26 protein-coding genes, 2 tRNA genes and 1 pseudogene are annotated in these 25,770 nt (G+C 56.6%); 15 read left to right on the top strand and 14 right to left on the bottom strand.

Annotation, left to right across the window (positions count from 1 at the left end):
• Positions 1 to 37: 37 nt before the first annotated feature.
• The 4 genes from ERD84_RS14960 to ERD84_RS14945 form a co-directional block, all read right to left on the bottom strand.
• Positions 38 to 1,318, bottom strand: coding sequence for a TRAP transporter large permease subunit (locus ERD84_RS14960; RefSeq protein WP_130040476.1), 1,281 nt, complete (start codon positions 1,316 to 1,318; stop codon positions 38 to 40).
• Positions 1,319 to 1,329: 11 nt separating this feature from the next.
• The gene (locus tag ERD84_RS14955) at positions 1,330 to 1,878 is read right to left on the bottom strand and encodes a TRAP transporter small permease (protein WP_245150718.1); all 549 of its coding nucleotides are present in this window, start codon (positions 1,876 to 1,878) and stop codon (positions 1,330 to 1,332) included.
• Positions 1,879 to 1,951: 73 nt separating this feature from the next.
• The gene (locus ERD84_RS14950) at positions 1,952 to 3,124 is read right to left on the bottom strand and encodes a fumarylacetoacetate hydrolase family protein (protein ID WP_130040475.1); all 1,173 of its coding nucleotides are present in this window, start codon (positions 3,122 to 3,124) and stop codon (positions 1,952 to 1,954) included.
• A 272-nt stretch (positions 3,125 to 3,396) separates the two neighbouring features.
• Positions 3,397 to 3,470: transfer RNA gene (locus ERD84_RS14945), tRNA-Gly, on the bottom strand.
• Between the two features lie 109 nt (positions 3,471 to 3,579).
• Here ERD84_RS14945 and trmB point away from each other — a divergent pair.
• Genes trmB through thiS form a run of 3 tightly spaced genes read left to right on the top strand, consistent with a single transcriptional unit; the run spans position 3,580 to position 5,571 of the window.
• Positions 3,580 to 4,362, top strand: a complete 783-nt coding sequence (trmB, locus tag ERD84_RS14940; protein ID WP_218948079.1) for a tRNA (guanosine(46)-N7)-methyltransferase TrmB — start codon at positions 3,580 to 3,582, stop codon at positions 4,360 to 4,362.
• Positions 4,363 to 4,418: 56 nt separating this feature from the next.
• Positions 4,419 to 5,351, top strand: coding sequence for a prolyl aminopeptidase (gene pip, locus ERD84_RS14935; RefSeq protein ID WP_130040474.1), 933 nt, complete (start codon positions 4,419 to 4,421; stop codon positions 5,349 to 5,351).
• A 19-nt stretch (positions 5,352 to 5,370) separates the two neighbouring features.
• Complete coding sequence (gene thiS / locus ERD84_RS14930) at positions 5,371 to 5,571, top strand: sulfur carrier protein ThiS (protein ID WP_167667514.1); 201 nt, start codon at positions 5,371 to 5,373, stop codon at positions 5,569 to 5,571.
• Positions 5,572 to 5,847: 276 nt separating this feature from the next.
• On the opposite strand, the gene ffh is transcribed toward thiS, so the two are convergent.
• Positions 5,848 to 7,269 carry a signal recognition particle protein gene (gene ffh / locus ERD84_RS14925; RefSeq protein ID WP_130040472.1) on the bottom strand — a complete coding sequence of 474 codons (1,422 nt, stop codon included), beginning with the start codon at positions 7,267 to 7,269 and terminating at the stop codon, positions 5,848 to 5,850.
• A gap of 53 nt (positions 7,270 to 7,322) precedes the next feature.
• Here ffh and ERD84_RS14920 point away from each other — a divergent pair, with 53 nt between their 5' ends.
• From ERD84_RS14920 to ampD, 3 genes are read left to right on the top strand one after another with little or no spacing between them, the layout of a single operon-like run.
• Positions 7,323 to 8,168 carry a cytochrome C assembly family protein gene (locus ERD84_RS14920; protein WP_130040471.1) on the top strand — a complete coding sequence of 282 codons (846 nt, stop codon included), beginning with the start codon at positions 7,323 to 7,325 and terminating at the stop codon, positions 8,166 to 8,168.
• A 7-nt stretch (positions 8,169 to 8,175) separates the two neighbouring features.
• A complete protein-coding gene (locus ERD84_RS14915) occupies positions 8,176 to 8,436 on the top strand; it encodes a PP0621 family protein (protein WP_130040470.1) in 261 nt (86 codons plus the stop codon).
• The gene (gene ampD, locus ERD84_RS14910) at positions 8,433 to 9,008 is read left to right on the top strand and encodes a 1,6-anhydro-N-acetylmuramyl-L-alanine amidase AmpD (RefSeq protein ID WP_130040469.1); all 576 of its coding nucleotides are present in this window, start codon (positions 8,433 to 8,435) and stop codon (positions 9,006 to 9,008) included. Before ERD84_RS14915 ends, ampD begins: the two co-directional genes overlap by 4 nt.
• Positions 9,009 to 9,021: 13 nt before the next feature.
• Here the strand turns inward: ampD and htpG are convergent, their stop codons facing one another.
• The gene (gene htpG / locus ERD84_RS14905) at positions 9,022 to 10,935 is read right to left on the bottom strand and encodes a molecular chaperone HtpG (RefSeq protein WP_130040468.1); all 1,914 of its coding nucleotides are present in this window, start codon (positions 10,933 to 10,935) and stop codon (positions 9,022 to 9,024) included.
• Between the two features lie 373 nt (positions 10,936 to 11,308).
• Between htpG and ERD84_RS14895 the strand changes: the two genes are divergently transcribed.
• Genes ERD84_RS14895 through ERD84_RS14880 form a run of 4 tightly spaced genes read left to right on the top strand, consistent with a single transcriptional unit; the run spans position 11,309 to position 16,444 of the window.
• Positions 11,309 to 12,175 (top strand): c-type cytochrome, encoded by an 867-nt coding sequence (locus tag ERD84_RS14895; protein ID WP_130040466.1) that lies wholly within the window; start codon positions 11,309 to 11,311, stop codon positions 12,173 to 12,175.
• 17 nt (positions 12,176 to 12,192) lie between these two features.
• Complete coding sequence (locus ERD84_RS14890; protein ID WP_130040465.1) at positions 12,193 to 13,572, top strand: cbb3-type cytochrome c oxidase subunit I; 1,380 nt, start codon at positions 12,193 to 12,195, stop codon at positions 13,570 to 13,572.
• Positions 13,556 to 14,398 carry a CbbQ/NirQ/NorQ/GpvN family protein gene (locus tag ERD84_RS14885; RefSeq protein WP_130040464.1) on the top strand — a complete coding sequence of 281 codons (843 nt, stop codon included), beginning with the start codon at positions 13,556 to 13,558 and terminating at the stop codon, positions 14,396 to 14,398. The genes ERD84_RS14890 and ERD84_RS14885 overlap by 17 nt, the downstream gene beginning before the upstream one ends.
• 18 nt (positions 14,399 to 14,416) lie before the next feature.
• Positions 14,417 to 16,444 carry a nitric oxide reductase activation protein NorD gene (locus ERD84_RS14880; protein WP_130040463.1) on the top strand — a complete coding sequence of 676 codons (2,028 nt, stop codon included), beginning with the start codon at positions 14,417 to 14,419 and terminating at the stop codon, positions 16,442 to 16,444.
• Between the two features lie 7 nt (positions 16,445 to 16,451).
• Here ERD84_RS14880 and ERD84_RS14875 read toward each other — a convergent pair whose 3' ends face one another.
• Complete coding sequence (locus ERD84_RS14875) at positions 16,452 to 16,802, bottom strand: formylglycine-generating enzyme family protein (RefSeq protein WP_130040462.1); 351 nt, start codon at positions 16,800 to 16,802, stop codon at positions 16,452 to 16,454.
• On the opposite strand from ERD84_RS14875, the gene ERD84_RS14870 reads away from it, so the two are divergent.
• Positions 16,780 to 17,577 (top strand): substrate-binding domain-containing protein, encoded by a 798-nt coding sequence (locus ERD84_RS14870; RefSeq protein ID WP_167667512.1) that lies wholly within the window; start codon positions 16,780 to 16,782, stop codon positions 17,575 to 17,577. The two genes, ERD84_RS14875 and ERD84_RS14870, sit on opposite strands and share 23 nt — an antisense overlap.
• On the opposite strand, the gene ERD84_RS14865 is transcribed toward ERD84_RS14870, so the two are convergent.
• The 5 genes from ERD84_RS14865 to ERD84_RS14845 all read right to left on the bottom strand — a co-directional run bounded on the left by ERD84_RS14865 (position 17,574) and on the right by ERD84_RS14845 (position 21,397).
• Positions 17,574 to 17,705, bottom strand: a complete 132-nt coding sequence (locus tag ERD84_RS14865; protein WP_130040460.1) for an entericidin A/B family lipoprotein — start codon at positions 17,703 to 17,705, stop codon at positions 17,574 to 17,576. The genes ERD84_RS14870 and ERD84_RS14865 overlap by 4 nt on opposite strands.
• A 97-nt stretch (positions 17,706 to 17,802) precedes the next feature.
• Positions 17,803 to 18,345, bottom strand: a complete 543-nt coding sequence (locus ERD84_RS14860; RefSeq protein WP_130040459.1) for a cupin domain-containing protein — start codon at positions 18,343 to 18,345, stop codon at positions 17,803 to 17,805.
• Between the two features lie 28 nt (positions 18,346 to 18,373).
• Positions 18,374 to 19,705, bottom strand: a complete 1,332-nt coding sequence (gene fahA, locus ERD84_RS14855) for a fumarylacetoacetase (RefSeq protein ID WP_245150717.1) — start codon at positions 19,703 to 19,705, stop codon at positions 18,374 to 18,376.
• A gap of 2 nt (positions 19,706 to 19,707) precedes the next feature.
• Positions 19,708 to 20,685, bottom strand: a complete 978-nt coding sequence (locus ERD84_RS14850; RefSeq protein WP_130040458.1) for a Bug family tripartite tricarboxylate transporter substrate binding protein — start codon at positions 20,683 to 20,685, stop codon at positions 19,708 to 19,710.
• A gap of 46 nt (positions 20,686 to 20,731) precedes the next feature.
• Positions 20,732 to 21,397: a TetR/AcrR family transcriptional regulator gene (locus ERD84_RS14845; protein ID WP_130040457.1), complete on the bottom strand. Its 666-nt coding sequence runs from the start codon at positions 21,395 to 21,397 to the stop codon at positions 20,732 to 20,734.
• Positions 21,398 to 21,570: 173 nt separating this feature from the next.
• Here ERD84_RS14845 and ERD84_RS14840 point away from each other — a divergent pair.
• From ERD84_RS14840 to ERD84_RS14830, 3 genes and pseudogenes are all read left to right on the top strand, one after another.
• Positions 21,571 to 21,655: transfer RNA gene (locus ERD84_RS14840), tRNA-Leu, on the top strand.
• A gap of 135 nt (positions 21,656 to 21,790) precedes the next feature.
• Positions 21,791 to 22,270 (top strand): annotated as a pseudogene (locus ERD84_RS14835) (site-specific integrase); the annotation flags it as partial.
• Positions 22,230 to 22,742, top strand: a complete 513-nt coding sequence (locus ERD84_RS14830) for a hypothetical protein (protein ID WP_245150716.1) — start codon at positions 22,230 to 22,232, stop codon at positions 22,740 to 22,742. The pseudogene ERD84_RS14835 and the gene ERD84_RS14830, both read left to right, overlap by 41 nt.
• A 581-nt stretch (positions 22,743 to 23,323) precedes the next feature.
• Here the strand turns inward: ERD84_RS14830 and ERD84_RS14825 are convergent.
• Together ERD84_RS14825 and ERD84_RS14820 are read right to left on the bottom strand one after the other, a co-directional pair.
• A complete protein-coding gene (locus ERD84_RS14825) occupies positions 23,324 to 24,139 on the bottom strand; it encodes a hypothetical protein (RefSeq protein WP_130040455.1) in 816 nt (271 codons plus the stop codon).
• A gap of 421 nt (positions 24,140 to 24,560) precedes the next feature.
• Positions 24,561 to 25,019, bottom strand: a complete 459-nt coding sequence (locus ERD84_RS14820) for a hypothetical protein (RefSeq protein WP_130040454.1) — start codon at positions 25,017 to 25,019, stop codon at positions 24,561 to 24,563.
• 474 nt (positions 25,020 to 25,493) lie between these two features.
• On the opposite strand from ERD84_RS14820, the gene ERD84_RS14815 reads away from it, so the two are divergent.
• Positions 25,494 to 25,770 (top strand): GNAT family protein (locus tag ERD84_RS14815; protein WP_483414155.1); only part of this gene is annotated, 277 nt, incomplete at its 3' end.

Below are 25,770 nucleotides of genomic sequence, written 5' to 3'. Positions count from 1 at the left end.
GCAGCAGCCCATGGCCACGGCCCTCGCGATCCGGCCTTTAATAAAACCAGTCCAGGGGGACCAGTACGATTTGCGGGAAAATTATCATCAGAGCAACCAGTAGCGTGTAGGCGATGACATAAGGCGTCACCCCCTTGATGACCTCCTCCATCCGAACGCGCGCCACGCTGCTCACGACGTTCAACACAGTACCCACCGGGGGGGTCAACAGACCGGCGCAGCCGACGATGACGAAAATGACTCCGAAATAGGTCGGATCAATACCGGCCTTCTCGATGACCGGCATCAGCACCGGTGCCAGTATGAGGATGGTGGGCGTCAGGTCCATGGACGTGCCGATCAGGGTCAGCAGAATGACGATGCAGAACATCAGCAAGGTGGGCGAATCCGTCAGCGGACCCAGCAGATCGATCAGCTGAGTAGGCAGATCGGCCAGCGTAATCATGTAGGACGCCACGAGCGCTGCCGCCACCAGGTACATCACGATACTGGTCGTCTTGGCCGTATTGACCAACACCAGATAGAGCGTACGCAACGTGATCTCTCGGTAAACGAAAACACTCACAAACAAGGCATAGGCTGCGGCGACAGCCCCCGCCTCGGTCGGCGTGAAAATCCCACCCCGCAACCCGCCGATGATGATGATCGGCAGCATCAAGGCCCAGAGAGAATCCCTGAATGCCTTCAGTCGAACTGCGCCGCTTTCCTTGGGCGCCATCGTGACGCTCGTCGAACGGCGCGCCGAATAAGCCCAGACCGCCGTCAGCGTCAACCCCATGAGCAAACCCGGGACGATACCGGCGATGAACAGCTTGGTGACCGAGATATTGGCTGCCACGCCAAAGATGATGAAGGAAATCGAGGGTGGAATGATGGGAGCGATGATCCCGCCGGCGGCGATCAAGCCGGTCGATCGGCTCATGTCGTAGCCCTGATCACGCAGCATGGGAACCAGCAGTGCGGCCAATGCGGCCGCATCAGCGACAGCCGAGCCAGACAAGGCCGCCAGCAGAATGCTGGCCATGATGGCCACATAGCCCACGCCCCCCTTGATGTGACCGACCAGCGTGGTTGCCATGAAGACCATGCGCCTGGACATGCCTCCCGCATTCATGGCTTCACCCGCGAGAATGAATAGCGGCACGGCCATGAGCGAAAAATTATCGGCACCCGTGAGCATGTTTTGCACGATGATCTGGGGATCGAAGAAGGACAGATGAAACATCAGCGCAATAGCGCTCAGGATCAGCGCAAAGGCGATGGGTATACCAAAAGCCATGAAGCCAAGCAGCGTACCAACAAAAATGAGGACGTCCATGATCAGATCTCCTACTCGCTGCCCACCGAGGTGCGAAACACCTTGGTATTCTCTGGCAGTGCGGGTGTGCGCACTGCCACGAATAGATCCAGTACTACCATCAGGGCCATGGCCACCGCTGAAAACAGAACGGCACCACTGAAGACGGCGATCGGCATGCCAGCCACCGGGGTGACGGTGCGCATGCTGATTACGGTCTGTGCCCAGCCCCCCGTGATGATCAGCCACAGCACCCAGAGGATGAGCAACTGCCGGATCAAGTGGACGATTTTCTGCATTTTGGGCGAAAATCGCTCGATGCCCATGTTGATCGCCAGGTGCTCGCGCGTCCTGAAGGCCAGCACGGCCCCGCCAAACGTCAGCCAGACGAAGGCCAGCCGCGCGATCTCGCTGGAAATATTGATTCCAGAATTAAATACATAACGCAGCACTACATTACCGAACACCAACACCAGCATGACGAAAACACACAGGGCCAGGGCGGCGGTCAACACCTTAAACATCAGATCGGACAGCGCCCGGATCCTGGGCACTGTCACATTGCTGTCTTTGTCCTCCAACCTCATCTCCTTAGTTCTCTCTTTTATTCATCGCCCGTATTTCCAGGCTTTACTTCAATTGGAATGCCCCTGGCTAAACGGGCAGCAGCCCCCGCGAACCCAAATTCTGATATAGCGCCCGCACGCCGAACGTCCAGGGTGAAATCTTGGTGGACAGCCCGACCTCATTGACCAAGGCACCCAGCAACGGTGATGAAATAGTCACGATGTCACCCATGTGATGGGTGAACCCGGCACCCGGGGCGCCACGATCCTGGACGGGCGAGAACATCGTGCCCAGGAACAGCATGAAACCGTCGGGATATTGATGGTGATCGCCGTAGACCTGAGCAACGAGGTCCAGCGGATCCCGGCTGATCAGGCTCATGTGGCTGACGGCCTCGAGCTTGAAACTATCCAGGCCCTCGATCAATAACGAAACTTCAGCCTGTCGGACGGAGTCCAGCGTGTAGTGCTCATCAAACAGGCGGATAAATGGACCGATGGAGCAAGAGCCGTTGTTATCCTTGGCCCGTCCCAACAACAGGGCGCTACGGCCTTCGATATCGCGCAAATTGACGTCATTGCCTAGCGTGGCACCCCGTACCCTTCCCCGGCTGTCGACGGCAAGCACGATTTCGGGTTCTGGATTGTTCCACTGGGAATCCGGGTGCAGGCCTATTCTGTCTCCCTGACCGACCGATGCCATCGGCGGCACCTTAGAGAAAACCTCTGCATCCGGGCCGATGGCAACCTCCAGATACTGGGACCACTCGCCGCGCCGGACCAGTTCGCTCTTCAACTGCCGCGCACTGTCGGATCCGGGGCGCACCGACGACAACTCGGCGCCGATTGATTGCTGCAAGGAGTCGCGAATGATTTGGGCCTGCCGGGCATCACCGCCGGCTCTTTCTTCGATGAGCCGCTCGAGCAGACTGATGATGAACGTGACGCCCGACGCCTTGACGACCTGCACGTCACAGGGTGCGCACAGCACAGGCGACGCGCTTTCCAGCGTCCGGTTTAGGCTATTGCGCACCAGATCAGTAACCAGGCCGATAGGGGTGCCTGCCACGCTACGTACAAATCCGACACAGTCATCCTGGTCAAGAAGGTCTGCCATGGTGGGCGCATAGGCCGAAATATCGAAGACCATACCCTCTTTGACGACAACGGTGCTGGGACCGCCTTGCGGCCCCGGCAACCATACCCTTCCCACAAGCGTGGCCTGGTCGACATCGACAGGCAAGTAACTGACGGCATCCATCTATCTGATTCCTAGTGTTCAGTGCATTGCACACTCTCCAGACTCACAGGGCACACAACCCAAAAGGAGAGGTGGAGAAACCGAAAGCAGTCTAGTGTTGGCTTTTCATAAAAACAACATATTGTTTTTATTTCCAGCATATTGGAAATATGGGCCGCAGCAGATTCGACCTAGGGCCGGGGAGATTCAATTGATTGATTGCGTGTTTCGACATCGGCGCAGCACGGGGCGACTTTCAGCCTATGTCAGCAGAACACCTTGGAAAGTCTGTGTGGAGCGGGTGAAGGGAATCGAACCCTCGTATGCAGCTTGGGAAGCTGCCGTTCTACCATTGAACTACACCCGCATAGCGCGAAGTGCCGAATTATAGCGCTGCTATTGATCTCTTGCCTGTAATCTGCTGATCAGACCCTGACACGGTAAAAAACCGTCCCGGCAACCGCTACAATTCAGCCATGAACACGAATACCGAACCAAAATCCGGCGGGCAGACCCCACAGGGCGCTGCCGCCAGCAAGCTTCCGGCCATAACGCAGGCCGACGACGTGGTAACCACGTCCAGCGCACCGTCTGGCACCAGTCACATCCGCAGCTTCGTACACAGGCGCGCCCATATTACGCCCAGCCAGAAGGAAGCCCTGGATCGCCTGCTGCCGCAATGGTCTGTGGCCTATCGCTGCGCACCACTAGACCTCGACCAGGCATTTGGCCGGTCGGCCCCCACGGTACTGGAAATTGGCTTCGGCATGGGTGAAACCACGTTGAAGATTGCACAAGCACGGCCAGACGACAACTTTCTGGGTGTTGAAGTGTTCAACGCGGGCGTCGGTGCACTGCTCAAACGCATAGATGAGGCAGCCCAAACCAATATACGCATCATCCAGCACGACGCCGTCGAGGTTGCACGCGACATGATTGCTCCTGACACGCTTGCCGGCGTCCATATTTATTTTCCCGACCCTTGGCCCAAAAAACGCCACCATAAGCGCCGTCTGGTTCAGCCACCGTTCATCGAACTGCTGGCCAGCCGCATCAAGCCGGGCGGCTATATACATTGCGCCACCGACTGGGAAAATTATGCCGAACAAATGCTGGATGTACTGAGTCACGTACCGTTGCTGACTAATACCGCTGACGATTATGCCCCTCGTCCCGATTTCCGTCCACAAACCAAGTTTGAAACACGTGGACTACGCCTTGGGCATGGCGTTTGGGATCTGATCTTCACCCGTAAATAAACGAAAGCAGAGCCGGTAAACACCGGCTCTGCACTGCACAGCACAAGGAAGCTCGCGTGTATCCGGACATACAGCCTTACGACCAGGGATTCTTGAACACTGAAGACGGCCACCAGGTGTACTGGGAGCTTTGCGGTAATCCGCAGGGCAAGCCCGCCATCTTTTTGCATGGCGGGCCTGGCGGCGGCTGCTCGACTGCGCATCGCCGCCTGTTCAACCCCGAGCGCTATAAGGTATTGCTGTTCGATCAGCGTGGCTGCGGGCGCTCTACACCTCATGCAAGCCTGGACAACAACACGACCTGGCACCTGGTGTCCGATATGGAGCGCCTGCGTACCGAGGTATTGCAGTCCGACCAGATGCTGGTATTTGGCGGATCGTGGGGTTCGACGCTGGCACTGGCCTATGCGCAGAAGCATGCTGCTCATGTCAGCGCACTGATTGTGCGCGGCATCTTCACTGTACGTGAAAAAGAACTGCTATGGTTCTACCAGGAAGGCGCATCACACCTGTTCCCCGACTATTGGGAGGACTACCTCGCGCCCATCCCCGAACACGAGCGCCACGATCTGATTGGTGCCTACCATCGCCGTCTTACTGGCAACGATCGTGCCGCGCAACTGCAAGCCGCTCACGCCTGGACGCAATGGGAAAGCCGCACCATTTCCCTATTGCCCAGTATTGCGCATCAACAAGACCATGCCGCCGACGATGCCGCTCTGGCCTTCGCCCGCATCGAAAATCACTATTTTGTGAACAAGGGCTTTATGAAAGAAGGCCAGTTGCTGCGCGATGCGCATTTGCTGCACGGTATTCCTGGTGTCATCATTCAGGGACGCTACGACGCATGTACGCCCGCCGCCACCGCCTGGGCTCTGCACCAGGCCTGGCCTCAGGCGGAATTCCACCTGGTCGCCGATGCCGGCCACGCTTTCGACGAGCCTGGCATACTGGCCCGACTATTGGCCGCGACCGACCAATTCAGTTGATCTGGAAATCTGTATGACCATGAACATCACTCTTAACGGTAAGCCCTTGCAAGTGGAGAAGGTTTCGACCATTGCCGAGCTTATCAAGCATCTGGGCTACGAAGGCAAACGCATTGCCGTCGAGCAAAATGGCGATATCGTCCCCAAAAGCACGCATGGCGCAGCACCGCTGGCCGATGGTGATCAGCTGGAAATCGTGGTTGCTGTGGGTGGGGGCTGATTCGGCGGGCTATCCAGTATTTGCCGGGCTGCTCAACGGTTGGTTACGAGCTTCTATAGGCGTGTACTGGGGTGCTGTCGGCCGGGCTTTGCTTCTCGTGACTGGTTCGGCGCCTGCGCGCCGAACACCACTTCGCCTTGCTCGTCCGGCCATTCGGCCTACCTTCGCCTACGGCTCGTTCAGCCCCGAAAGTCGCTGCAGCCCGGCCGACAGCACCCCAGTACACTTATATCAGGGAAGCTCGTAACCAACCGTTGAGCAGCCCAGCAAAAATTCTTAGCGGAAACCGCCGAAACCGCCACCGCCCTTGCCCAGCCCCTTGAGCCCGCCCATGGCGCGCATCATCTTGGCCATGCCGCCCTTCTTCATCTGCTTCATCATCCCCTGCATCTGATCGTATTGCGACAACAGGCGATTGACCTCTTGTACCGGCACACCGGCGCCCGCGGCAATACGCCGTTTGCGTGAAGCCTTGAGCAATTCGGGTTTGGAGCGTTCGGCCGGCGTCATGGAATTGAGTATCCCCTCGCTGCGACGCAGCTGCTTTTCGGCTTGCGCGCTTTGCATCTGACCCGCTGCCTGGGCAAACTGCGCTGGCAATTTCTCGAGCAGTGAGCCCATATCGCCCATTTTCTTGACCTGCTGCAACTGATCGCGAAAATCATTCAGGTCGAAACGGTTACCCGACTTGATTTTGGCAGCCAGCTTCTCGGCCTCGGCCACATCGATATTTTTCTGGGCCTGCTCAACCAGCGACACAATATCGCCCATGCCCAATATGCGCTGAGCCATGCGCTCAGGATGGAAGGGTTCCAGGCCATCCATTTTTTCGGATAGACCCACGAACTTCAGGGGCTTACCGGTGACATGACGCACCGATAGCGCCGCACCACCACGCGCATCGCCGTCCATTTTGGTCAGCACCACACCCGTGAGCGGCAGCGCCTGGGAAAACGCCTGCGCCACATTGACCGCGTCCTGCCCTTGCATGGCATCGACCACGAACAAGGTCTCGACAGGTGTCAGCAAGTCGTGCAGGGCCCGGATTTCGCGCATCATGTTTTCATCGATACCCAGACGACCCGCGGTATCGACAATCAGCACATCGTAATGATGGCGCTTGGCATGATCCAGCGCTTGCCGTCCGATATCTTCAGGCTTTTGCGAGGTATTGGTGGGCAGGAAATCAACCTTGACCTGCGCGGCCACCGTCTTGAGCTGCTCGATGGCGGCGGGACGATAAACGTCGGCGCTGACCACCAGAACTTTTTTCTTGCCTGTTTTTCGCCCTCCCTGCAAATGGCCACCTTCGGACAACCATTTGGCCAGCTTGCCGGTGCTGGTGGTTTTACCCGCGCCCTGCAAACCCGCCATCAGGATGACAGCAGGCGGCTGCGATGCCAGCGACAGCTCGCTGGCGTCAGCACCCAAATCGCCCCCCATGAGGGCGGTCAGCTCTTTGTGCACCACGCCTACCAGAGCCTGGCCTGGATTCAGGCTACTCACCACATCCTGGCCCACGGCACGCTCTTTGACCCGGGCAACGAAGTCGCGTACCACCGGCAAGGCGACGTCGGCCTCGAGCAAAGCCATGCGCACCTCGCGCAACATGTCTTGCGTATTGGCTTCGGTCAGGCGGGCCTCGCCGCGCATGGTTTTGACCACGCGCGAAAGTCGTTGAGTCAGATTGTCGAGCATAGAGTGATTTCGCTTAAACTAGTGAGTATTGGATAATCAGAACTTAAGGGTTTATGTCTGCAGGCATTGTATTTCACTTGCTGGCCGCACTGGCGTATACGGTCTTGGCCGTAACGTTGTGGCGACCTTTACGCAATGAGGCCGACGTGCTCGGCACCGTCAGCACAGGGCATGTCCGGAAAATCTGCCTGGCTGGCGCCATTGCCCTGCATGGCATAGCACTGGTGCAAGCTATTGTGCCCGAGCATACCCTACGTTTGGGCTGGGCGCTGGCACTCTCTGCAGCCGTGTGCCTGGGTATGATTGTATTCTGGCTTGAAAGTCTGGTCATGCGCATTGATGGCCTGCTGCTCGTTTTACTGCCCGCTTCGGCACTAACCGCCCTGCTGGCCGCGCTCTTTCCGGCCACACACCTTGTTGACCATGCGGGTAACGAATGGCTGCGCGTGCACCTGCTGATTGCCCTGATCGCCTATGGCCTGATCACCGTAGCAGCCCTGCAGGCCATGCTCATGACAGCCCTCGACCGCCAGTTGCATCGCCCCGTCCAGGCCGAGGCCAATCGTACTACGCTCGACCGCGCCCTGCATTCCATGCCTCCGCTATTGGTGCAGGAAGTCCTGCTATTTCGCCTGATCTGGATAGGCTTTGCCATTCTTACCCTTACGGTCATCACTGGCATGGTGGTATCGCTCAGGCTGACCGGCCTGGCTTTGCCCATGGACCACAAAACGATTTTCACGCTGCTGTCGTGGCTGACCTTTGGCGGACTGCTGCTGGGCCGCTACACACGCGGCTGGCGCGGGCGCATTGCCTTACGCTGGACACTGGTAGGCTTTGCTTTCGTGCTGCTGTCCTATACTGGCAGCCGCTTTGTGCTCGACGTTATTCTCCGATGAGGCTTATGTGGGAAAAGTATTATTCTGGGTCATAGTCATTATCGGCGGCTTGATGGCAGCACGCCTTATCGCGCGTCATAACGAACGTAGCCAGCTTGATGGCAAACAGCCCAAGCAGGTCAAAAAACAAAAAAACCAGGAAAAAGCGGTTGAATCCATGGTGCGCTGCGAGCATTGTGGCATTCATCTCCCCCGTTCGGAAGCCATACTGAGCAATGGCAAGATCTGGTGCAGCCAAGAGCACGCCCAGCGGCAGGAGCGCCAGTGAAGGTGCTCGACCGCCACGGTTGGCTCAAGCCTCGGCCAGGCATAATGCATGCCCCCTCGCCCAACCACGACGAACGCCCGGCCGGCCAGGACGCAACCCTGCTGGTCATGCACAATATCAGCTTGCCACCCGGTCGTTTCGATGGCCCCGAAGTGGTCGATTTATTTCTGAACCAGCTCGATTACAACAGCCACCCATGGCTGGAGCGCTTGCGCGGCTTGCACGTTTCGGCACATTTCTTCATACGGCGCAACGGCCTGATCGTGCAGCATGTCCCCACCACCCAACGGGCCTGGCACGCGGGCGTTTCATGGTTTGAGGGGCGCGATCGCTGCAATGACTTTTCCATAGGTATCGAGCTGGAGGGCACTGACACCCTGCCCTATACCGATGAACAGTATCAGGCACTGCAAAGCCTGGTGCCCGCGCTCAAGACCCGCCACCCGCTCAGGGCGGTGCGCGGCCACGAGCATATTGCCCCTGGCCGCAAGACCGATCCCGGTCCCGCCTTTGATTGGAAGCGATTCAGCCGCGAAACCGGCATCCCGCTGCGTAAGCTGCCGCCGGTGTAACGTAGATCGCGGCTTAGACTGCACCCCCCAGCAGCAAGCGGTTCATACGCTTGACGAAGGCGGCCGGTTCGGCCAGGCTTGCGCCTTCTGCCAGCATGGCTTGGTCCAGCAGCAGCAAGGCCCACTCGTCGAAATCAACTTCTGGCGCTACTTGCAGGCGGCCGATCAGGGCGTGTTCAGGATTGATTTCCAGAATAGGCTTCAGGTCGGGGGCGGTCTGGCCCGCAGCTTGCAGCATGCGCAACAAATGCGGACTCAGCTCGTTTTCATCAACCACAACGCAGGCAGGTGAATCGACCAGGCGGCCGGTAACGCGCACCTCTTTTACCTTGCCATCGAGGGCCTTACCCAGGCGTTCGACCAAAGGCTTGAAGGTTTCAGCCACTTCGGCCTGGTGTTTTTTTTCTTCCTCGTCAGCCATCTGGTCGAGATTCAGACCACCCTTGGCGATGGACACCAGTGACTTGCCGTCGAACTCACGCAGATAGGAAAGCATCCATTCATCAACACGATCAGACAACAGCAAGACTTCCAGGCCCTTTTTACGGAAAATTTCCAGATGCGGGCTATTGCTGGCAGCAGCGTACGAGTCAGCACTTACGTAATAAATCTTGTCCTGCCCTTCTTTCATGCGCGACACATAATCGGCCAGCGAGACAGTCTGGGCAGCGCTATCGTCATGGGTAGACGCAAAGCGCAACAGCTTGGCAATGCGCTCTTGATTACCCTGGTCTTCGCCCGTACCTTCCTTGAGCACCTGACCAAACTGCTCCCAGAACTCGGCATACTGCTCGGGCTTGTTTTCTGCCAGATCTTCGAGCAGGGACAGCACACGCTTGGCTGAGCCTTCGCGTATGACACGCACATCACGGCTTTCCTGCAGGATTTCACGTGACACATTCAAAGGCAGGTCGGCCGAATCGATCACCCCGCGCACAAAGCGCAGATAAGACGGGAGCAGCTGTTCGGCATCGTCCATGATGAAGACGCGTTTTACGTAAAGCTTGACGCCACGCCGTCCTTCGCGATCCCACAAGTCCATGGGTGCATGCTTGGGAACAAACAGCAACTGCGTGTATTCGCTGCGCCCTTCAACGCGGTTATGCGTCCAGGCTAGTGGATCGTCATAGTCGTGCCCAATATGCTTGTAGAACTCCTGGTACTGCTCATCGGTAATTTCAGACTTGGGGCGGGTCCACAAGGCGCTGGCCTGATTGACCGTTTCCCATTCGTTTTTCTTGACCTGCTCGGATTTTTCGGCGTCCCACTCTTCCTTCTGCATCTGAATGGGCAGGGAAATATGATCGGAATAGCGGCGCAATACTTCACGCAGCTTCCAGCCATTGACGAACTCGTCCTCTTCTTCGCGTAAATACAGTGTGACCGAAGTACCCCGATCAGCTTTTTCGACAGGGGCAATAGTGAATTCGCCCTGGCCTTCCGACTCCCACAATATGGCATCCGTTTCGTCGGCGCCAGCACGGCGGCTCAGTACCGAAACCTTGCTGGCCACAATGAAAGACGAATAAAAGCCCACGCCAAACTGACCGATGAGCTGCGCGTCTTTTTGCTTGTCGCCTGTCAGCTGCGAGAAGAACTCTTTGGTACCAGAACGTGCGATCGTACCCAGGTTGGCGACGGCCTCGTCGCGCGACATCCCGATGCCGTTGTCCGAAATCGTGATGCTGCGTGCATTCTTGTCGTACTCGACACGAATACGCAAATCGGTGTCGCCCTGGAACAAATCAGGGTTGTCAATCGCCTCGAAGCGCAGCTTGTCACATGCGTCGGACGCATTGGACACCAGTTCGCGCAGGAAGATCTCCTTGTTGCTATACAAGGAGTGAATCATCAGGTGCAGCAATTGTTTGACTTCAGTCTGGAAGCCCAATGTTTCCGATGCCATATTTGTGTCTGTTTGAGTCATTGTCTATCCATCATTAACTTCCCGTCGTCGGGGAGACAGGAGTTCTTTTATATATAAAAATCCATCGCGGCCAACTTCACTTCAGTGCTTGGCCTGAAGAGGGCCGTTGCACAGGGAGATGGGGCCGGACCCGAATTTTTCAAGTCCTTGTCGCAAGCGAGCTTCAATCTGTTACAGTCCTTTTTAAGCGTTTACGCTAGGGTTATGAATGTGAACCACCACAAGGGGGCGCCATCATGCAGGCAGACGGACTTTATAAGATTACAAAGGTCGTAGGTTGGGCGGTACTGGCACTGATGGTGATCGCCATCTTATATGCCTGTATCACAGGTATACGCTACTGGTCCGGCATCGGCGTCTAAGGAGTACTGCCATGAACAAACGCCAGACGCGTATGTTTGCCCTTGTCTCGACAGCCATCGCAACAGTCGTTTTCCTGGGCATGACGGTCGACAGCCACCGGCAATTCCCCACCCTGACAAACTCCGATCAAATCACCGACAGCGTTGTACGCGGCCAGGACGTCTGGCACAACTACAACTGTATCAACTGTCACACGATTTTTGGTGAAGGCGCCTACTATGCACCCGACCTCACCAAAATCACTCAGCAACGCGGCGTTCCGTACCTGACCGCCTTTCTGAAAGATCCGTCGCAGTTTTACAACGAAGAAACCCACCGGCGCATTATGCCCAACCTGGGCATGGCCGACGATGAAATCGCCGATGTCATCGCCTTTATGGATTGGGTCAGCAAAGTCGATAATCAAGGCTGGCCTCCCAGGCCCATATTGGTTGCCGGCGGATCCATACCCGGCACCGATCTCAGCCTGAGCCAGCAAAAAACCGAAGGCCAGGCTGAAACCGGCAGCTTGCCGCCAGGCGCCAGGCCTGTCAGCGACGACAACAATCCCATTGCACTGGGCGAGGCACTGTTCAAATCGGTAGTTCCCACCTGTGCAGCCTGTCACAGCATGGCAGCAGGCGTCAATTTGGCCGGGCCATCACTGGCCGGCATGGCCACCAATGCCGCAAAAACCATCGAATCACCCGACTACAAAGGCAAGGCAACAACTGCGGAAGAATTCATACGCGAATCAATAGTCGAGCCCAGTGCTTACCTGCATCCGGGCCCCATGTACTCGGCCAGTGGCACCTCGTTCATGCCTCCAAGCTATGGCAAGGACCTTAGCCCCGAGCAGATCGACCAACTGGTCGCCTACCTGCATTCGTTCAAATAATCGCCCCAGGAGTCGCCATGCGTTACAGATCTCAATCCGTCGCCTACTGGTATTTTGCCCTGGCGCTTATCCTGTTCGGCCTGCAGCTGGTCTTTGGCCTGCTCTCGGCAGCCAAATACCTGGGTCCCGACCCCTTGCTGAACATCATGCCCTTTGACGTCACCAAAACGGTGCACACCAATCTGCTGATTGTCTGGGTGCTTACCGGTTTCATGGGGGCCACCTACTGGATTGTTGCCGATGAATCCCGTAGCGAATTGCATAGCGTCAAGCTGGCTTACATCCAGCTGGTCCTGTGGGCCATTATGGGCGTCACCGCCATCATCAGCTATTTCTTTGGCCTGGGAACCGGCAACAAACTGCTGGAACAACCTCTGCCCAACAAGCTGCTCATTGTCGTCTGTATGCTGATCTTTCTGTACAACATCGGCATGACCATCAAACGATCCGGGCGCTTCACTACGACAGAAGCCGTACTGCTGCTGGGTCTGGCCAGCTCGGCCCTGCTGTACCTGCCCGCCTTGCTGCACTATTCCAACTACGTCGTCTCCATCTACTATCGCTGGTGGACCATCCACTTATGGGTAGAAGGCGTATGGGAAATGATCCAGGGCGCCTTCCTGGCCTATTTGCTGATCCGCCTTTCGGGTGCCGACCGCGAAGTCCTTGAAAAATGGCTGTATGTCATTGTGGGCCTGGTCTTTATTGCCGGCATTCTGGGTACCGCCCACCACTACTATTGGGTCGGTGTGCCCGCCTACTGGCTGCCGCTGGGCGGTTTCTTCAGCGCGCTCGAACCAGTCGCCCTGGTCGGCATGGCCATGTACGCCTACTTCGCCATACGCCGCACCGGCATACGCCACCCCAACATCCTGGCACTGCACTGGGCCATAGGCAGCGCCGTCTTCACGCTGTTCGGCGCGGGACTATTGGGGCTGGCACACACTTTTCCTGACATCAACAAATGGACACACGGCACGCTGGTCACCGCCATGCATGGTCACGCCGCCTTCTATGGTGCCTATGTGATGATTGTACTGGCGGTCATCAGCTACGCCGCGCCTACCATGACCAAAGGCCGACCCGAAGAGGGTACTTCCTTGGGCATGTGGGCCTTCTGGCTGCAAATTTCCGGCATGTTCGGCATGACCCTGTCATTTGCAACGGCCGGCATCGGCCAGGTCTACCTCGAGCGTGTGCTGGGCATAGGCTATCTCGACGTACAGCTGAAAATACAAGTGCACTTCCTGATGCTGGTAGCCACGGCATCGATATTCGTCATCGGTGCCATGCTGTTCATCTATGACTTCTTCCGCTACCCACCCCGGCTGGAGCCATTAGACGAAAATAGTCCGACCAGCACTCAAGGCACGCTGGCCAATGAACAAATTGGCTGACGCCAGCACTTTGGTACCGGAACAAGGCGGAGGTCTGGCTGCACCACCCTCCGCCGAACCCTTTTACCTGCCGGCCCACGACGAAGTGTCACTGTTTGAACAGTGCCACCACAACAAGCTGGCTGTCATGCTTAAGGGCCCAACCGGTTGCGGCAAGACACGCTTCGTTGAACACATGGCCTGGAAGCTGCAGCGCCCGCTGGTCACCATATCGTGCCACGACGACCTGACTGCCAGCGACCTGATAGGACGCTATCTCATCCGGCACGACCGTACCGTGTGGCAAGACGGTCCCCTGACCGCCGCCGTACGCGCCGGGGCCATCTGCTACCTGGATGAAATCGTAGAGGCGCGGCAAGACACCGTGGTCGTACTCCATTCCCTGACCGACTACCGACGTACCTTAAGCATAGATAAAACCGGTGACGTGGTACAGGCTGCACCAGGCTTTCAGCTAGTGGTCTCGTACAACCCGGGCTACCAGCGCATGCTGAAAGACCTGAAGCCCAGCACCCGGCAGCGTTTTGTCACGCTGGACTTCGACTTTCCTCCACCCGACCAGGAAGCCAATATCGTCCATCAGGAAAGCGGTATAGCGCCTGCTCAGGCCCGTGCCCTGGTGGAACTTGCCCACAAACTACGCGCGCTGCAAGACCGCGGTCTTGCCGAAGTACCCAGCACACGCCTGCTGGTAGCCACGGCCCAATTGATTACACATGGCATATCCATGCGCCGTGCCTGCCAGGTAGCGCTGCTGGCTCCACTCTCAGACGATGCCGCCCTGGTAGGCGCCATGACCGACCTGGTCGAACTGACCTTTCCCTAGCGTCAAAAAGGTTCACGTATGGCGGAAGCTGAAGACGTCATTACCGATGCCGCCCGGCATGCCACCATTTACGCTCGCGAGTTATGGCTGCGTCAGCGCGGCAAAGCCGACGCTCCGCGCCCCATCATTCTGGCACAAGCCTCCTCCCGATTGGATTTACTGGTCAGCGCCATCTTCGAGCAAAACTACGCCATCAGAGTAGCGCAGCCTCCCGCCATCCCCACATTATTAACGCGCCTGTTTCGCCGGCACGACGTTGTGCAATCGAACCTGACCCTGCCCGCCACCAATGGGCAGGCAATCTGGCTACCCAATACCGTGAACAGCACCGACTGGCCAGAGGCCATGGAGCGTTTTCGTACCCTGACCCTGCTGCAAGCCATGCGCGCCTTTCGCGGTAGCGCAAGCATGCTGGCCGCATTCAATGAAACAGACGGGCCGCGTACCCACGCCCTGTATCTGCTGCTGGAAGCTCAGGCCTGCGACCATGAGCTGGTACAGCGGCTGCCCGGCACGGTACCGAACGTTGCAGCACTGCGCCGGCATGCTCTGGCACACAGGCCAACACCCGAACATATACCTGCCGCCTGCCGGCCCATAGAACGCCTCGTGCAAACCACCCTCGCTGCAGCCCTGGATAGTGGAGAAGGCCTGCCTGTATGCGCATCGCCCAGCGCTTCGCTGGCGCACGCCCGCACGCTGCATCAGCAAACAGACTGGGGCGACAAGGCCCCACATACGCTGGCACTGTACAAGGATTGGTGGACCGGCGACCTTATTGCGCCATCCGACGCAGATACTGACCCGCTGGAGGAAACGGCCATGGCAGATCCGAGTCGCAACACGCCACGCAGTGCCCGCCTGCCCCGCCGCCCCAAAGAACGCAAGGCCAGCGAAGACGAAGACCAGGACAAGCAAGGCGTATGGATGGTTCAGACGGCCGACCCGCTGGAAAAAGCCGAAGACCCCATGGGCATGCAACGCCCGGCAGATCGCGACCAGGACACCGCTGCCGAAGAGTATGCCGACGCATTGTCGGAACTGGCCGAAGCCAGACTGGTCAGCACACCTACTCCTGCCAAAGAAGTCCTGCTGTCCGACGACCCCCCAGACAAACAAAGCATCGCCACCACGTCCTCTGCCACGCTGGTGCAAGGCATACTGCATTACCCGGAGTGGGACTATCGCCAAGGCGGGTATCGCCATCCCGGCGCTGCCGTGCACGTATTGGCCCCAGAGGCCGGCTCTCAGGGCTGGGTAGACAAAATGCTGGACCAGCACCGCAACCTGGTCCACACCATACGCCGGCACTTCGACGCTTTACGTCCCGAACGGCAGTGGCTGCAACGACAAGCCGATGGCGACGAGATAGACCTGGATGCATGGATAGAAGCTGGCGCCGACGCCCGCGCCGGACTACCTATGCCGCAAAACCTGTATCGCCAGCAGCGCCCACAGGTACGCAACCTGGCCATCATGCTGCTGGTCGACATCAGCGGCTCCACCGACTCATGGCTGAGCGGCAGCCGGCGCATCATAGACGTGGAGCGCGAAGCCCTGCTATTGGTGACAATCGCCCTTGAGCACATGGGCGAACCTTGCGCCATTCAGGCCTTTTCAGGCGAAGGGCCTCTAGGTGTAACGGTCAGGCAGATCAAGGATTTCAAGGAACCGCATGGCCCCAATATTGCACGGCGGATCGCAGCACTGGAACCGCAACACTACACCCGCAGTGGCGCTGCACTGCGCCATGCCACTGCTCAGTTAATGAAACAGCCCGCCCAGCATCGCTTGCTGCTGTTGCTGTCCGATGGAAAGCCCAACGACCTGGATGAGTACGAGGGACGTTATGGCGTGGAAGACACAAGACGCGCCGTAACCGAGGCACGCATGCAAGGCGTCTTTCCTTTTTGCCTGACTATTGATCGTCAGGCTGCCAAATACTTGCCGGGCATGTTTGGTGCCGGGCAGTATGCCTTGCTGCAAGAGCCTACAGAACTTCCTCGGGCGCTGCTGGCCTGGCTACGCAGGCTGGTGGCGCGGTGAGGCCTTCTTATTGCACCACCCGGAAACCACAGTTGCTGGCGGTACTGTCCGGTGTGCCGCTGTTGCGTGCTGCCACACGATAGCGATTGCAGTATGAGGCATCGCATAAAAATGAACCGCCGCGCAATGAGCGAAAGCCGGTATCACGGGTGAAAGCAGGGTTATGCAGGTCAGTGACCTTATGATAGTGCAGCGAGAAGAAGTCAGCACACCACTCCCATACATTCCCTGCCACGTTGTACAAACCGTAGTCGTTGGGTCGAAATGATCTGGCGGTTTGCGGGCCAGGCACCCAACCTGCATCCGAGCCATCAGGAAAGTTTCCCTGCCAGATATTGCAAGGTAGGCTGCCGTCCATCAATAGCTCGTCACCCCAAGGGTATTCGCTGGTACTGGCCGAACATCATTACGACCTGGATGCCGAGCTGCGGGTGGCATCGCAGTTGGTACAGCACGGCGTGGACGCCTTTGTATTCGTAGGCCTGGACCACCACCCTGCCTTGTTTTCCCTGCTCGAAGACTACGGGCGGCCTTATGTACTGACTTGGGGCGTCGACCCATTACATCGACATCCCAGCGTGGGATTTGACAATCACGCAGCAGCCTACGAAGTGACGCGCCATCTTATTGAACTGGGCCATCGGCGCATCGGACTGCTCAGCGCACCTCTGCCGGGCAATGACCGCGCCATGACACGCGGCACTGGCATGCGCGCCGCCCTGGCCGACGCCGGTCTGCAGCTTGCGTCGCACCATGTGCAATACGCACCCATTCATCTGGACACCGCAGAACAAGGCATGGCCAAGCTAATCAGCCAGTCCGACCGTCCGACCGCCGTAGTAGCTACCAATGACATCTTTGCTGTGGGCGGCATGATCGCGTGCCGCAAAGCTGGCCTGTGCATTCCGCGTGATATGTCCATTACAGGCATCGACAACACCGACCTGGGTGCCACTCAGACTCCTGGCCTGACCAGTGTTTGCACACCCATAATTGAAATTGGCCATGCCGCCGCAGAGCAGCTCATGGCCAGACTGGAAGGACAGCCCTACGAAGCTTTCCAGTCGTTCCCCATTGAAGTGGTATATCGCGGCAGCACTGCGCCGCCGCAATATAAAAAACCAAGCCTCTAGCTGGTTTTCTCCTGGATTTTCTCGCCGCCGCGCTCAATATCTTCGCCAGTGCCATGGAATGTACTGGTGCAGCCGCCAGCCAGGGCGGCAAACGCCAGGAGTATGGGCATCCAGACTCGTGCTTTCATTTGGCTTTCTCCTTATATCGGTTGCTTGGCAGTGTTTCACCCGCTGGCAAAACACTCGAAAGCCTTATAGCAAGTAGCGCGCCCAGCATTCAACACATTAACGTTTCTGTCCATCCAGCAGAATGAAGGCAATTCTGGCTGGCTCACTGGAGCGGTTGCTCCACCCATGATTGGTACCTCGCTGTATCAAGACGTCTCCGGCCTGCATGATGACCTCTTCTTCGTCCATGATCGCGACAAGCTCACCCGCCAGCAAGATGGCGTAGTCCACGGTCGTGGTGGTATGCATACCCGGATGCTGACCTGGCTTGGGTGCATGCTGGGCGTCTGCGAACAGTTGGCCGAAACTTGCCTTCATCGCCCGTTCGCGCTCTGCCTCATCCTTGGGCTCAGGAGGAATATCGATAATACGAATCACCGAGCCGTTTTTGGGCGGTTGCACGCCAACCAACCCGGTGACCAGGTCGGGCCCGTTGACGTCTGCCGGTGTCGAGTCGGTGGCCCACAAATTGGTAACCCGATAGCCGGGCCGCTCCGCCACCGTGCGCACGGCAGGCGACACACCATCTTCAATAATGCACGAACGGCCACTGGCATCATGGCCGGTAACGATACGCCGTATGGGTTTTGTTAAATCCATGTGAAAATCCTCTTGAGTCAACGTTGTTTCATTCATGCGGATTGGTGACTACCCGCCCGGCACACTCGCCAAACCCTATGCCGACATACCCTTCACGCTGGCATCGGCCTTTAAGAATGACCTCGTCACCGTCTTCCAGATAGCGTCGCGTTTCATTGTCGGGCAACTGCAAAGGCTTTTTGCCATCCTGCGTCAGTTCAAGCAAACAGCCCAGGTCGTGGTTAGACGGCCCCGACACCGTGCCTGAGCCAAGCAAATCTCCAGGCAGCAAGGGGCATCCGTTTTCAGTGTGATGCGTAATCATTTGCGCCACAGTCCAATACTGATCTTTGTAGCCTGGCCGGCTGATTGTGTGATCCTGCCCTGTAGATCGCATCCGCTCTGTGCGCACACATACCTCAAGGGCAATGTCTATTCCGCCCCATTCCTGATTGACAGAAGAATGCAGATTGGACACAAGAGAGGGAGCATCGTGCTCGCGCTGCGCGGCAGCACATCTGAAAGGCGCCAGCGCCTCGAGCGTTACCACCCAGGGTGAAATGGACGATAGGAAACTCTTGGCCAGGAAAGGTCCCAGCGGCTGGGCCTCCCATCTTTGCACATCGCGCGCAGACCAGTCATTAAGCAGGCAAAAACCAAACACATGCTGCTCTGCCTCGTCCATGACAATCGGCTTGCCCAAGGCGTTGCCCTGCCCGACAAACACACCCAGCTCCAGCTCGAAGTCCAGCTTCCTGGTCAGCTCATACGTCGGAGTCTGACAGTCGTCACGAAGAATCTGCCCACGTGGACGAATGCACGGAGTACCGCTCACCCGCAGCGACGATGCGCGGCCATGGTAGGCAACGGGCAAAGTATGAAAATTAGGCAATAAAGGATGTTCGGGACGGATCATCCTGCCGGTATTACGCGCGTGATAAATGGACGTAAAAAAGTCTGTGTAATTACCCACCCGTGCAGGCATGTGCATGACGGCATCACTTTGCGGCACCAGGCAGCCAGCAAGCTGCTGCCGCTGCGCCGAACCCAGCCTCAAGCCGCGCGACAACGCCAGACGCAGCATCTTTGACTGCCCCTTGTCCAAAGCCATCAAGTCGTTCAGGGCATCCTGCGCGCACGCCAGCACCACAGATTCGGGCAAATGGGACCACACCCCACATTTAATGGCCGCATGCAGGTCAAGCACCTGATTACCGATGGCAACACCCAAGCGCTTGCGGCCATCTGATGCCGTACTGAATACCCCGAAAGCAAGGTTTTGTACGGGAAAGTCTGTCGTAGCGGTATTGGCAGAACTGACCCAGCTTGTTAACCCGGGATCATGCGTTTCATCCAGGCCCGCCATGGCAACGCGCTCCATGCCTAATCCTTCTTGATATTCAGGTCACGAGTCAGCGCTTCATTTTCCTTAAAGGTTTGCTGCAAGCGCTCCTGGAACTGGGCCGCCGTCAAATAGGCCGGAACCTGCTGCAGGTTCGCTGACGCCTCTGTGAAAGCCTTCGATTCGACAACTGTTTTACACAAGCCCTCCAGCTTCGTAACAATGGCTTCGGGCGTGCCCGCTGGCACATATAAGCCATTGAGGCCCGGCGTGGTGGCCGGATAGCCCAAGTCGCTCATTGATGGCACATCGGGCAAGGACGGATGGCGCTTATCAGCAAGCACAGCCAGGACGCGCAGGTTTTTGCCTCCCAAAGACGAAATTGCCGGCGCCCCGAAGTCCACATGCCCACCCATCAAATCCGGAAGCATCTGGCCATCGCCCCGATAGGCAATTGCGTTCAGCGTAATACCCAAAGCCTTCTCGATAGCGGCCACTGAAAGGTGCGGAACGGAACCCGGACCCGCGTGCCCGTACGATACGTCTCCAGGATTAGCTTTGGCTTTCTGTATGAGATCCTCCAGCGACTTGATAGGAGAATCAGGCGTCACGGCAATGGCAAAAACGTTTTCGAAAACCTGGCAAACCGGTTCGATCTGCTCGGTATCAAATGGCATCTTGCTGAGAAGGAATGGCGCGTTGGTCAAAGCAGAAGCCGGTGAAAAAGCGATGGTATAACCGGTGGGCTGCGCATGAGCCAGCGCCGAAAACCCAACTGTGCCTCCCGCCCCCGGGCGATTCACAACCACCCATTGCTGCTCGGTCAGTTTGGATGCTTCCTCGGAAAATGCACGGGCCATGGCATCGACGCCACCGCCTGCGGCATAGGGCAGAATGACCTCGAGTCGCTGATTGGGATAAGCGTCTGTCTGTGCCATTGTCAGCCCGGGAGCCAGCAGCGCCACAAGCGCACATGCGGATAGCGTTTTCAAGGTATGGGAAGCGAAGGTCCTTTGCATATATATCTCCAGTGACTGCTAATGGGTTGAGTGCTTTAACTGTAAATTAGGTAGAGCTGGGCGCCTGCAGCGCTCCGACAAGAAAACGGCAAAGCGACGCAGCCATTCGGGCCATGTCGGTAGCATCGGCTTGACCATTGGAAAGCCGGGCAAGGCGGTTTACGCTCGAGCTGTCAGTAATTGTCAGAACAATCGAGCTCACCATGAAGGCATAGCGCCAGTAAAACTCCTTCCTGTCCACAGAAGGACATGCTTGCGCCATGGCATCAATAAAACAGCTTGCCATCGGGTCAAAATGCTCTTGAATGATGCGGTTGGTGCCGGGTGTGGGCGCCAACCGATGCCGCAGGATCATTTGTGCAAGCAAGGCTCCGCTGCGACGAGAAGCCGGGTCAAAGTAGGGACGCATAAAGATCTTCACAATCTCGTCCAAACGAACCGAGGCCGCACCCTCTTGCTGCAACAAGGTTTCAAGCGCCAAAGCCCGCTCAGTATTGATCTGGCTTGCCAGCGTTTCAAACACCGCCTCGGCAAGCCCCTCTTTACTGCCAAAGTGGTAATTGACCAAAGCCACATTGACTGAAGCCTGCGCGGTCAGCTCGCGAAGAGACGTTCGATCTACCCCTTTCGCCCCAAACAACTCGATGGCCGCGTCAATGATTCGCGCCCTGCTGCCCGTTTCTTCTTTAAGGCTGCCTTCAGAAGCTGGCATAAACGCCCCTTAACAATGCCGATAACTTAGGGCCACAAGTATATTTTTAAACGAACGTTTAAATCAAGTGTTTAATTTAATAAGTGATGAAGGCTCAGCGAAAATCTGAATCTGTGCGTATAATTACGCCTTCCTGCCACGCCTCAGGTTCTTTGGGGCGACCTGCTTGAAATGCCCGGGTGGTGAAATTGGTAGACGCAGGGGACTCAAAATCCCCCGCCGCAAGGCGTGCCGGTTCGATTCCGGCCCCGGGCACCAGCTTAAAATATGCAATGTTTATAAGTGTTTAGCTGGGTTCAGACCTCCACCCCAAGACTGGGGGACTTTCCAAAATTGCGAGTTCGGTACAGTTTCGGTACAGTGGTGAAGCGCTGAGCATCACCCGGAGCCTGAATGGCCACTATCGTCAAGACTCCTTCCGGTACCTGGAAGGCACTAATCCGCAAAACTGGCTGGCCTAGCACCGCCAAAACTTTTCGCACCAAAAGAGACGCCGAAGACTGGGCGCGCCGTACCGAAGATGAAATGGTACGCGGCATGTACATACATCGTGCGCCCGCTGAGCGGATGACTCTTGAGACGGCGCTGAAGCGTTATTTGCGAGAAGTTACCCCCACTAAGCGCGCATCGACCCAGATTGGCGAACATAAAAAGGCCCTGGCGCTGATCAAGCATTTGGGTAAATATTCCCTGGCTGGCTTGAGCGCCGACATTGTTGCCCAGTACCGTGATGCCCGACTAGCAGGTGATGAGGGTGAGGACGGCAAGCGTGTGCCGCGTAGCAATAACACGGTACGCCTAGAACTAGCCCTCCTTGGCCATCTATTCACCATTGCGATCAAGGAATGGGGCATTGGGCTACCACCTGAACCGGGCAGAGCTGTCTGTGGGTGACCATGTCCGCATCACACGCAACGATGCCCAAAATGACCTGGTCAACGGACAGCTAGCGAAGGTCGCGGCGATTGATGCAACCAGCGTCACCATTGACACCAATGGCCGCCACGTGCAGCTGCCCACAAATCGACCGCTAAACATGGACTATGCCTACACCACCACCGCGCATAGCGCCCAAGGCCTGACCTGCGGCCGAGTCCTTTATAACGCCGAAAGCTTCAGCCGCACGACCGCCCAGGACACTTACTATGTCAGCATCTCGCGGGAACGGCATGAGGTCGTTGTGTTCACAGACGATGCGAAAAAGCTTCCTGAGCGGGTGGACCAGTTGACGTACAAGGGGCTAGCGCATGACCTGCAGCCAGTGGCGACCAATGAGCTAGCGCACGGTCAGAACGAACTGGATCCTCCTGCCCTAGGCGCAGGTTCTGAACTGGAAGTAGGATAACTAGCCGCTCCTTGCTCTCTATTCCACATACCGCCTAGTTAACCAAACAAGCAACCGCAGCTGCGTCAAAGTGGACTTGTTGTCATGCCCGGCAGGAATCGGCCGAGGCTGTGTGAAAACGTCAAAAAATTTTGAGAGCTGAAAAATCGACCTTCCAGATCGACCGCTATTCAATTTTCTCGTGCTCGGGAATGGTGAGAGCACCCTTGAAAATGAGCTATGACGATGTTTTCACACAGCCTCGGCCATAAGCAGACACTGGTCAAATTGGCAATGCCAGCACATGCCCAATAAGGTGCCTGCATTGAAAATCGCCTCCCACGCCGGCTAACGACCGCGACGAATTGCAGAGTGAGGCGGGAATGATGTCGAGACACGAGAACTAATCACCCATCCTAGCTAAATTTAGAGGTGAATCGGCCAAGGTTCAATTCATCATTACTCACTGACCGAGTTGCCGACGTCGTCAACCCCGCGGGTGTATGTCAGGAATACCAGCCATCCAATTAGTGCTCGCCAGCCACCCGAGGTCGTGAATGCAGCGTCGAACCACGCCGTGCGCTGAACACACGGCATCTCGATCAAGTCTCACCAACCACCTTAAACGATGCAATACGACTCTCCAACTCGGCGGCTGACACCTTCAGCTGTTCAAAGTCGTGGCTCAACAACTTGCTGATATGCGGAACGCCATCGACGCCTTTGCCGTCAAAGTGGTTCAGAAAAAATTTGATAGCCTCGAGCGTTTCTTGCAAACGACGGCCAAATATTGGCTCGTGATGCGCAACACGATTACGGGTTTGATATAGGCGTTCGAGCTGAGTTGCAATGTTCGCTCGCGTCAGACGCTTATCTGGGAAGATGGTTTTTAGGGGCGTCCATAGTATGTTTGCATAGTCTTTGGAGTACAGGCGCTTCCAGAAGAAAAAAGTCAATTGAGCCATGACCTGGCCTATAGGAACAGCAATTTTTGCTTGCCTCTCAACCACCTGACGCTTATACGCCATTCTTCCTGCAGGAGCGGGAGGACCTGCGGGAAACGCCAGCGTATCGAGATGGCGTTTCTGCGCCTGACTCATCTTTGCATATATTTCCCGGCGCGCACTTTTAATCGCCTGCTTGATTTTAGTGGATTCAGATGGTATCCATACCAGGGTGGGAGGCGCTGTAACGAGCCAGTCAGCCGTTCCGTAGTGGCTTTGCAGTCTTTCATAGACGACATTGCGTAGTGCTACCTCGATTACGGCTGTGACCGACATCAACTGCGATCCGAGGCGTAAGGTCTGTTGATGCAGCGAGATGGCATCTCCCCTAGATCCTGTGATGGCCTCAAAAGTAGCCAGCCGCTCTAACGACAAAAATCGGACCAAATCAGAAAAATCTGTATCGCTAGACATTCGTGTTCCCTACCCCTATAATTGGAGGTGAAAAGCCGCGAATCGTTGGCTAGCCTAGTACGAGACCTAGTCTCCAAGAGCGGACATCCGGCTTCCTAATGCAGTACCCGAAAGCGCCCACTAAGGGCGCTTTCTTTTTCAACCCCCTAATTCTACGCAAGGCTGAACAGCGACAACCTCTATGCCAATCTGCAGAGAAGATTGTACCCGACATGACGCATCTTGATACACTCCTCATCTAAATCGGTTAGGCGCTTTGCTACTCTTTGAGAGCGACAGCCAAGGGGCGCATGCAAACATATGCGCAAGGCAGCCTTTGCTCATGATGAGACGCCCAGCCTTCCTAGAGACCAAAGACCGCTTCGGGTCGTTTCGTGTCCGACAGATCTGGCAGTGTTCGTCAGATCAAGTCTAGATTTATTCATTTCAATTGTGCATACGCCTGAAACGCTGCGAATGGCTTCTTCTGGAGTCGGTTCTCTGTGCAGAAATTATTCAGGTAGGTCAGATACGCTCGGACGCTCTGATCCTGTGCCACCCGGCCGAATGAATACTCAAAGAAGCCCATCTCCCTTTTGGTCATGATTCGTTGAGCCCGCATCTCGCAAACCAAGTCGATTAGCGTCAGGAGTCGATCCATCTTTGGTTCAAGCTCTGAACCATGAAAATCCTCCCCGTATTCGAACTCGTTATATTCGATCTTGTAGAAAGCTTCGACAACGGCTGGGTCACTACGCAGTTGCATGTAGAGGTCCTTGAGAAAGGTCGCTCTCTGGGATCGAGCGCCCACGCGAATCTGCCATAAGGCCGCCAAGACGCCAAAAGCCGTCACGAGCAGCAATGCTGAGTTGATGATGTCCGCCAGCGAAATTTCGTTCAACCTGATGCCCTTTAAGAGTAATGTGCCCGCAGACCTTGCGGGATAAGCCGGACGACGCAGAATTCTACACAACATTCTCTTGAAGGCCGAGAATTGCCATCTTTCTCCAGACTGGTATGACGCACCTGTTCAGTTGGGGCAGAACTGGGGTAATGATCTTATCCACCCCATGCTGGATCCCAAACCGGCAGTTTCTCTAGCAGCAACCGCTAACTGAGTCGACCAAGGTTTTGTAGATGGTTTTCGGTTGGCTATTCAGCCATCTGCTTCTCACCACCGAAAACCCAATCGCGGAATGAACTTGAATGGTAGCTGCCGCTGCAAAGTAGTGAGGGTGATTTTCCTACGGAACTTCCGCTTTGGGTCGGGTTCTGCCTTCTCCAACCAGCATCAATCGGCCAAAACGAGACCGTCGACACACATTCCTGTTTTGTCGATAATCGATAACTGCAAACAGGTCGAGGGGAAAGTGGAATGCATGTGCGCAAGTTTCGAGTCGGCGACGAAGCGGCTCTTTTCAAAGTTTATTACTCTGCCATCCATCAGATCGCGAGTAGAGACTATTCCTCGCCGCAGATCGAGGCATGGGCACCTGCCGATCTGGACGGCCGCATTTGGCAGACGCGAATCAGAGGGATCAATCCGTTTGTCATAGAGGCGGACGGACTGCTCATCGCCTATGCAGATCTGCAGGAGAACGGTTACATCGACCATTTCTTTGTCTCGGGTGATCATCCGCGGCAGGGCGCGG

It is taken from the genome of Pollutimonas harenae, from assembly GCF_004153685.1.
In the GTDB taxonomy this organism is placed as follows: Bacteria; Pseudomonadota; Gammaproteobacteria; order Burkholderiales; family Burkholderiaceae_B; genus Pusillimonas_C; species Pusillimonas_C harenae.
This window is presented reverse-complemented; position numbering and strand designations above follow the sequence as displayed.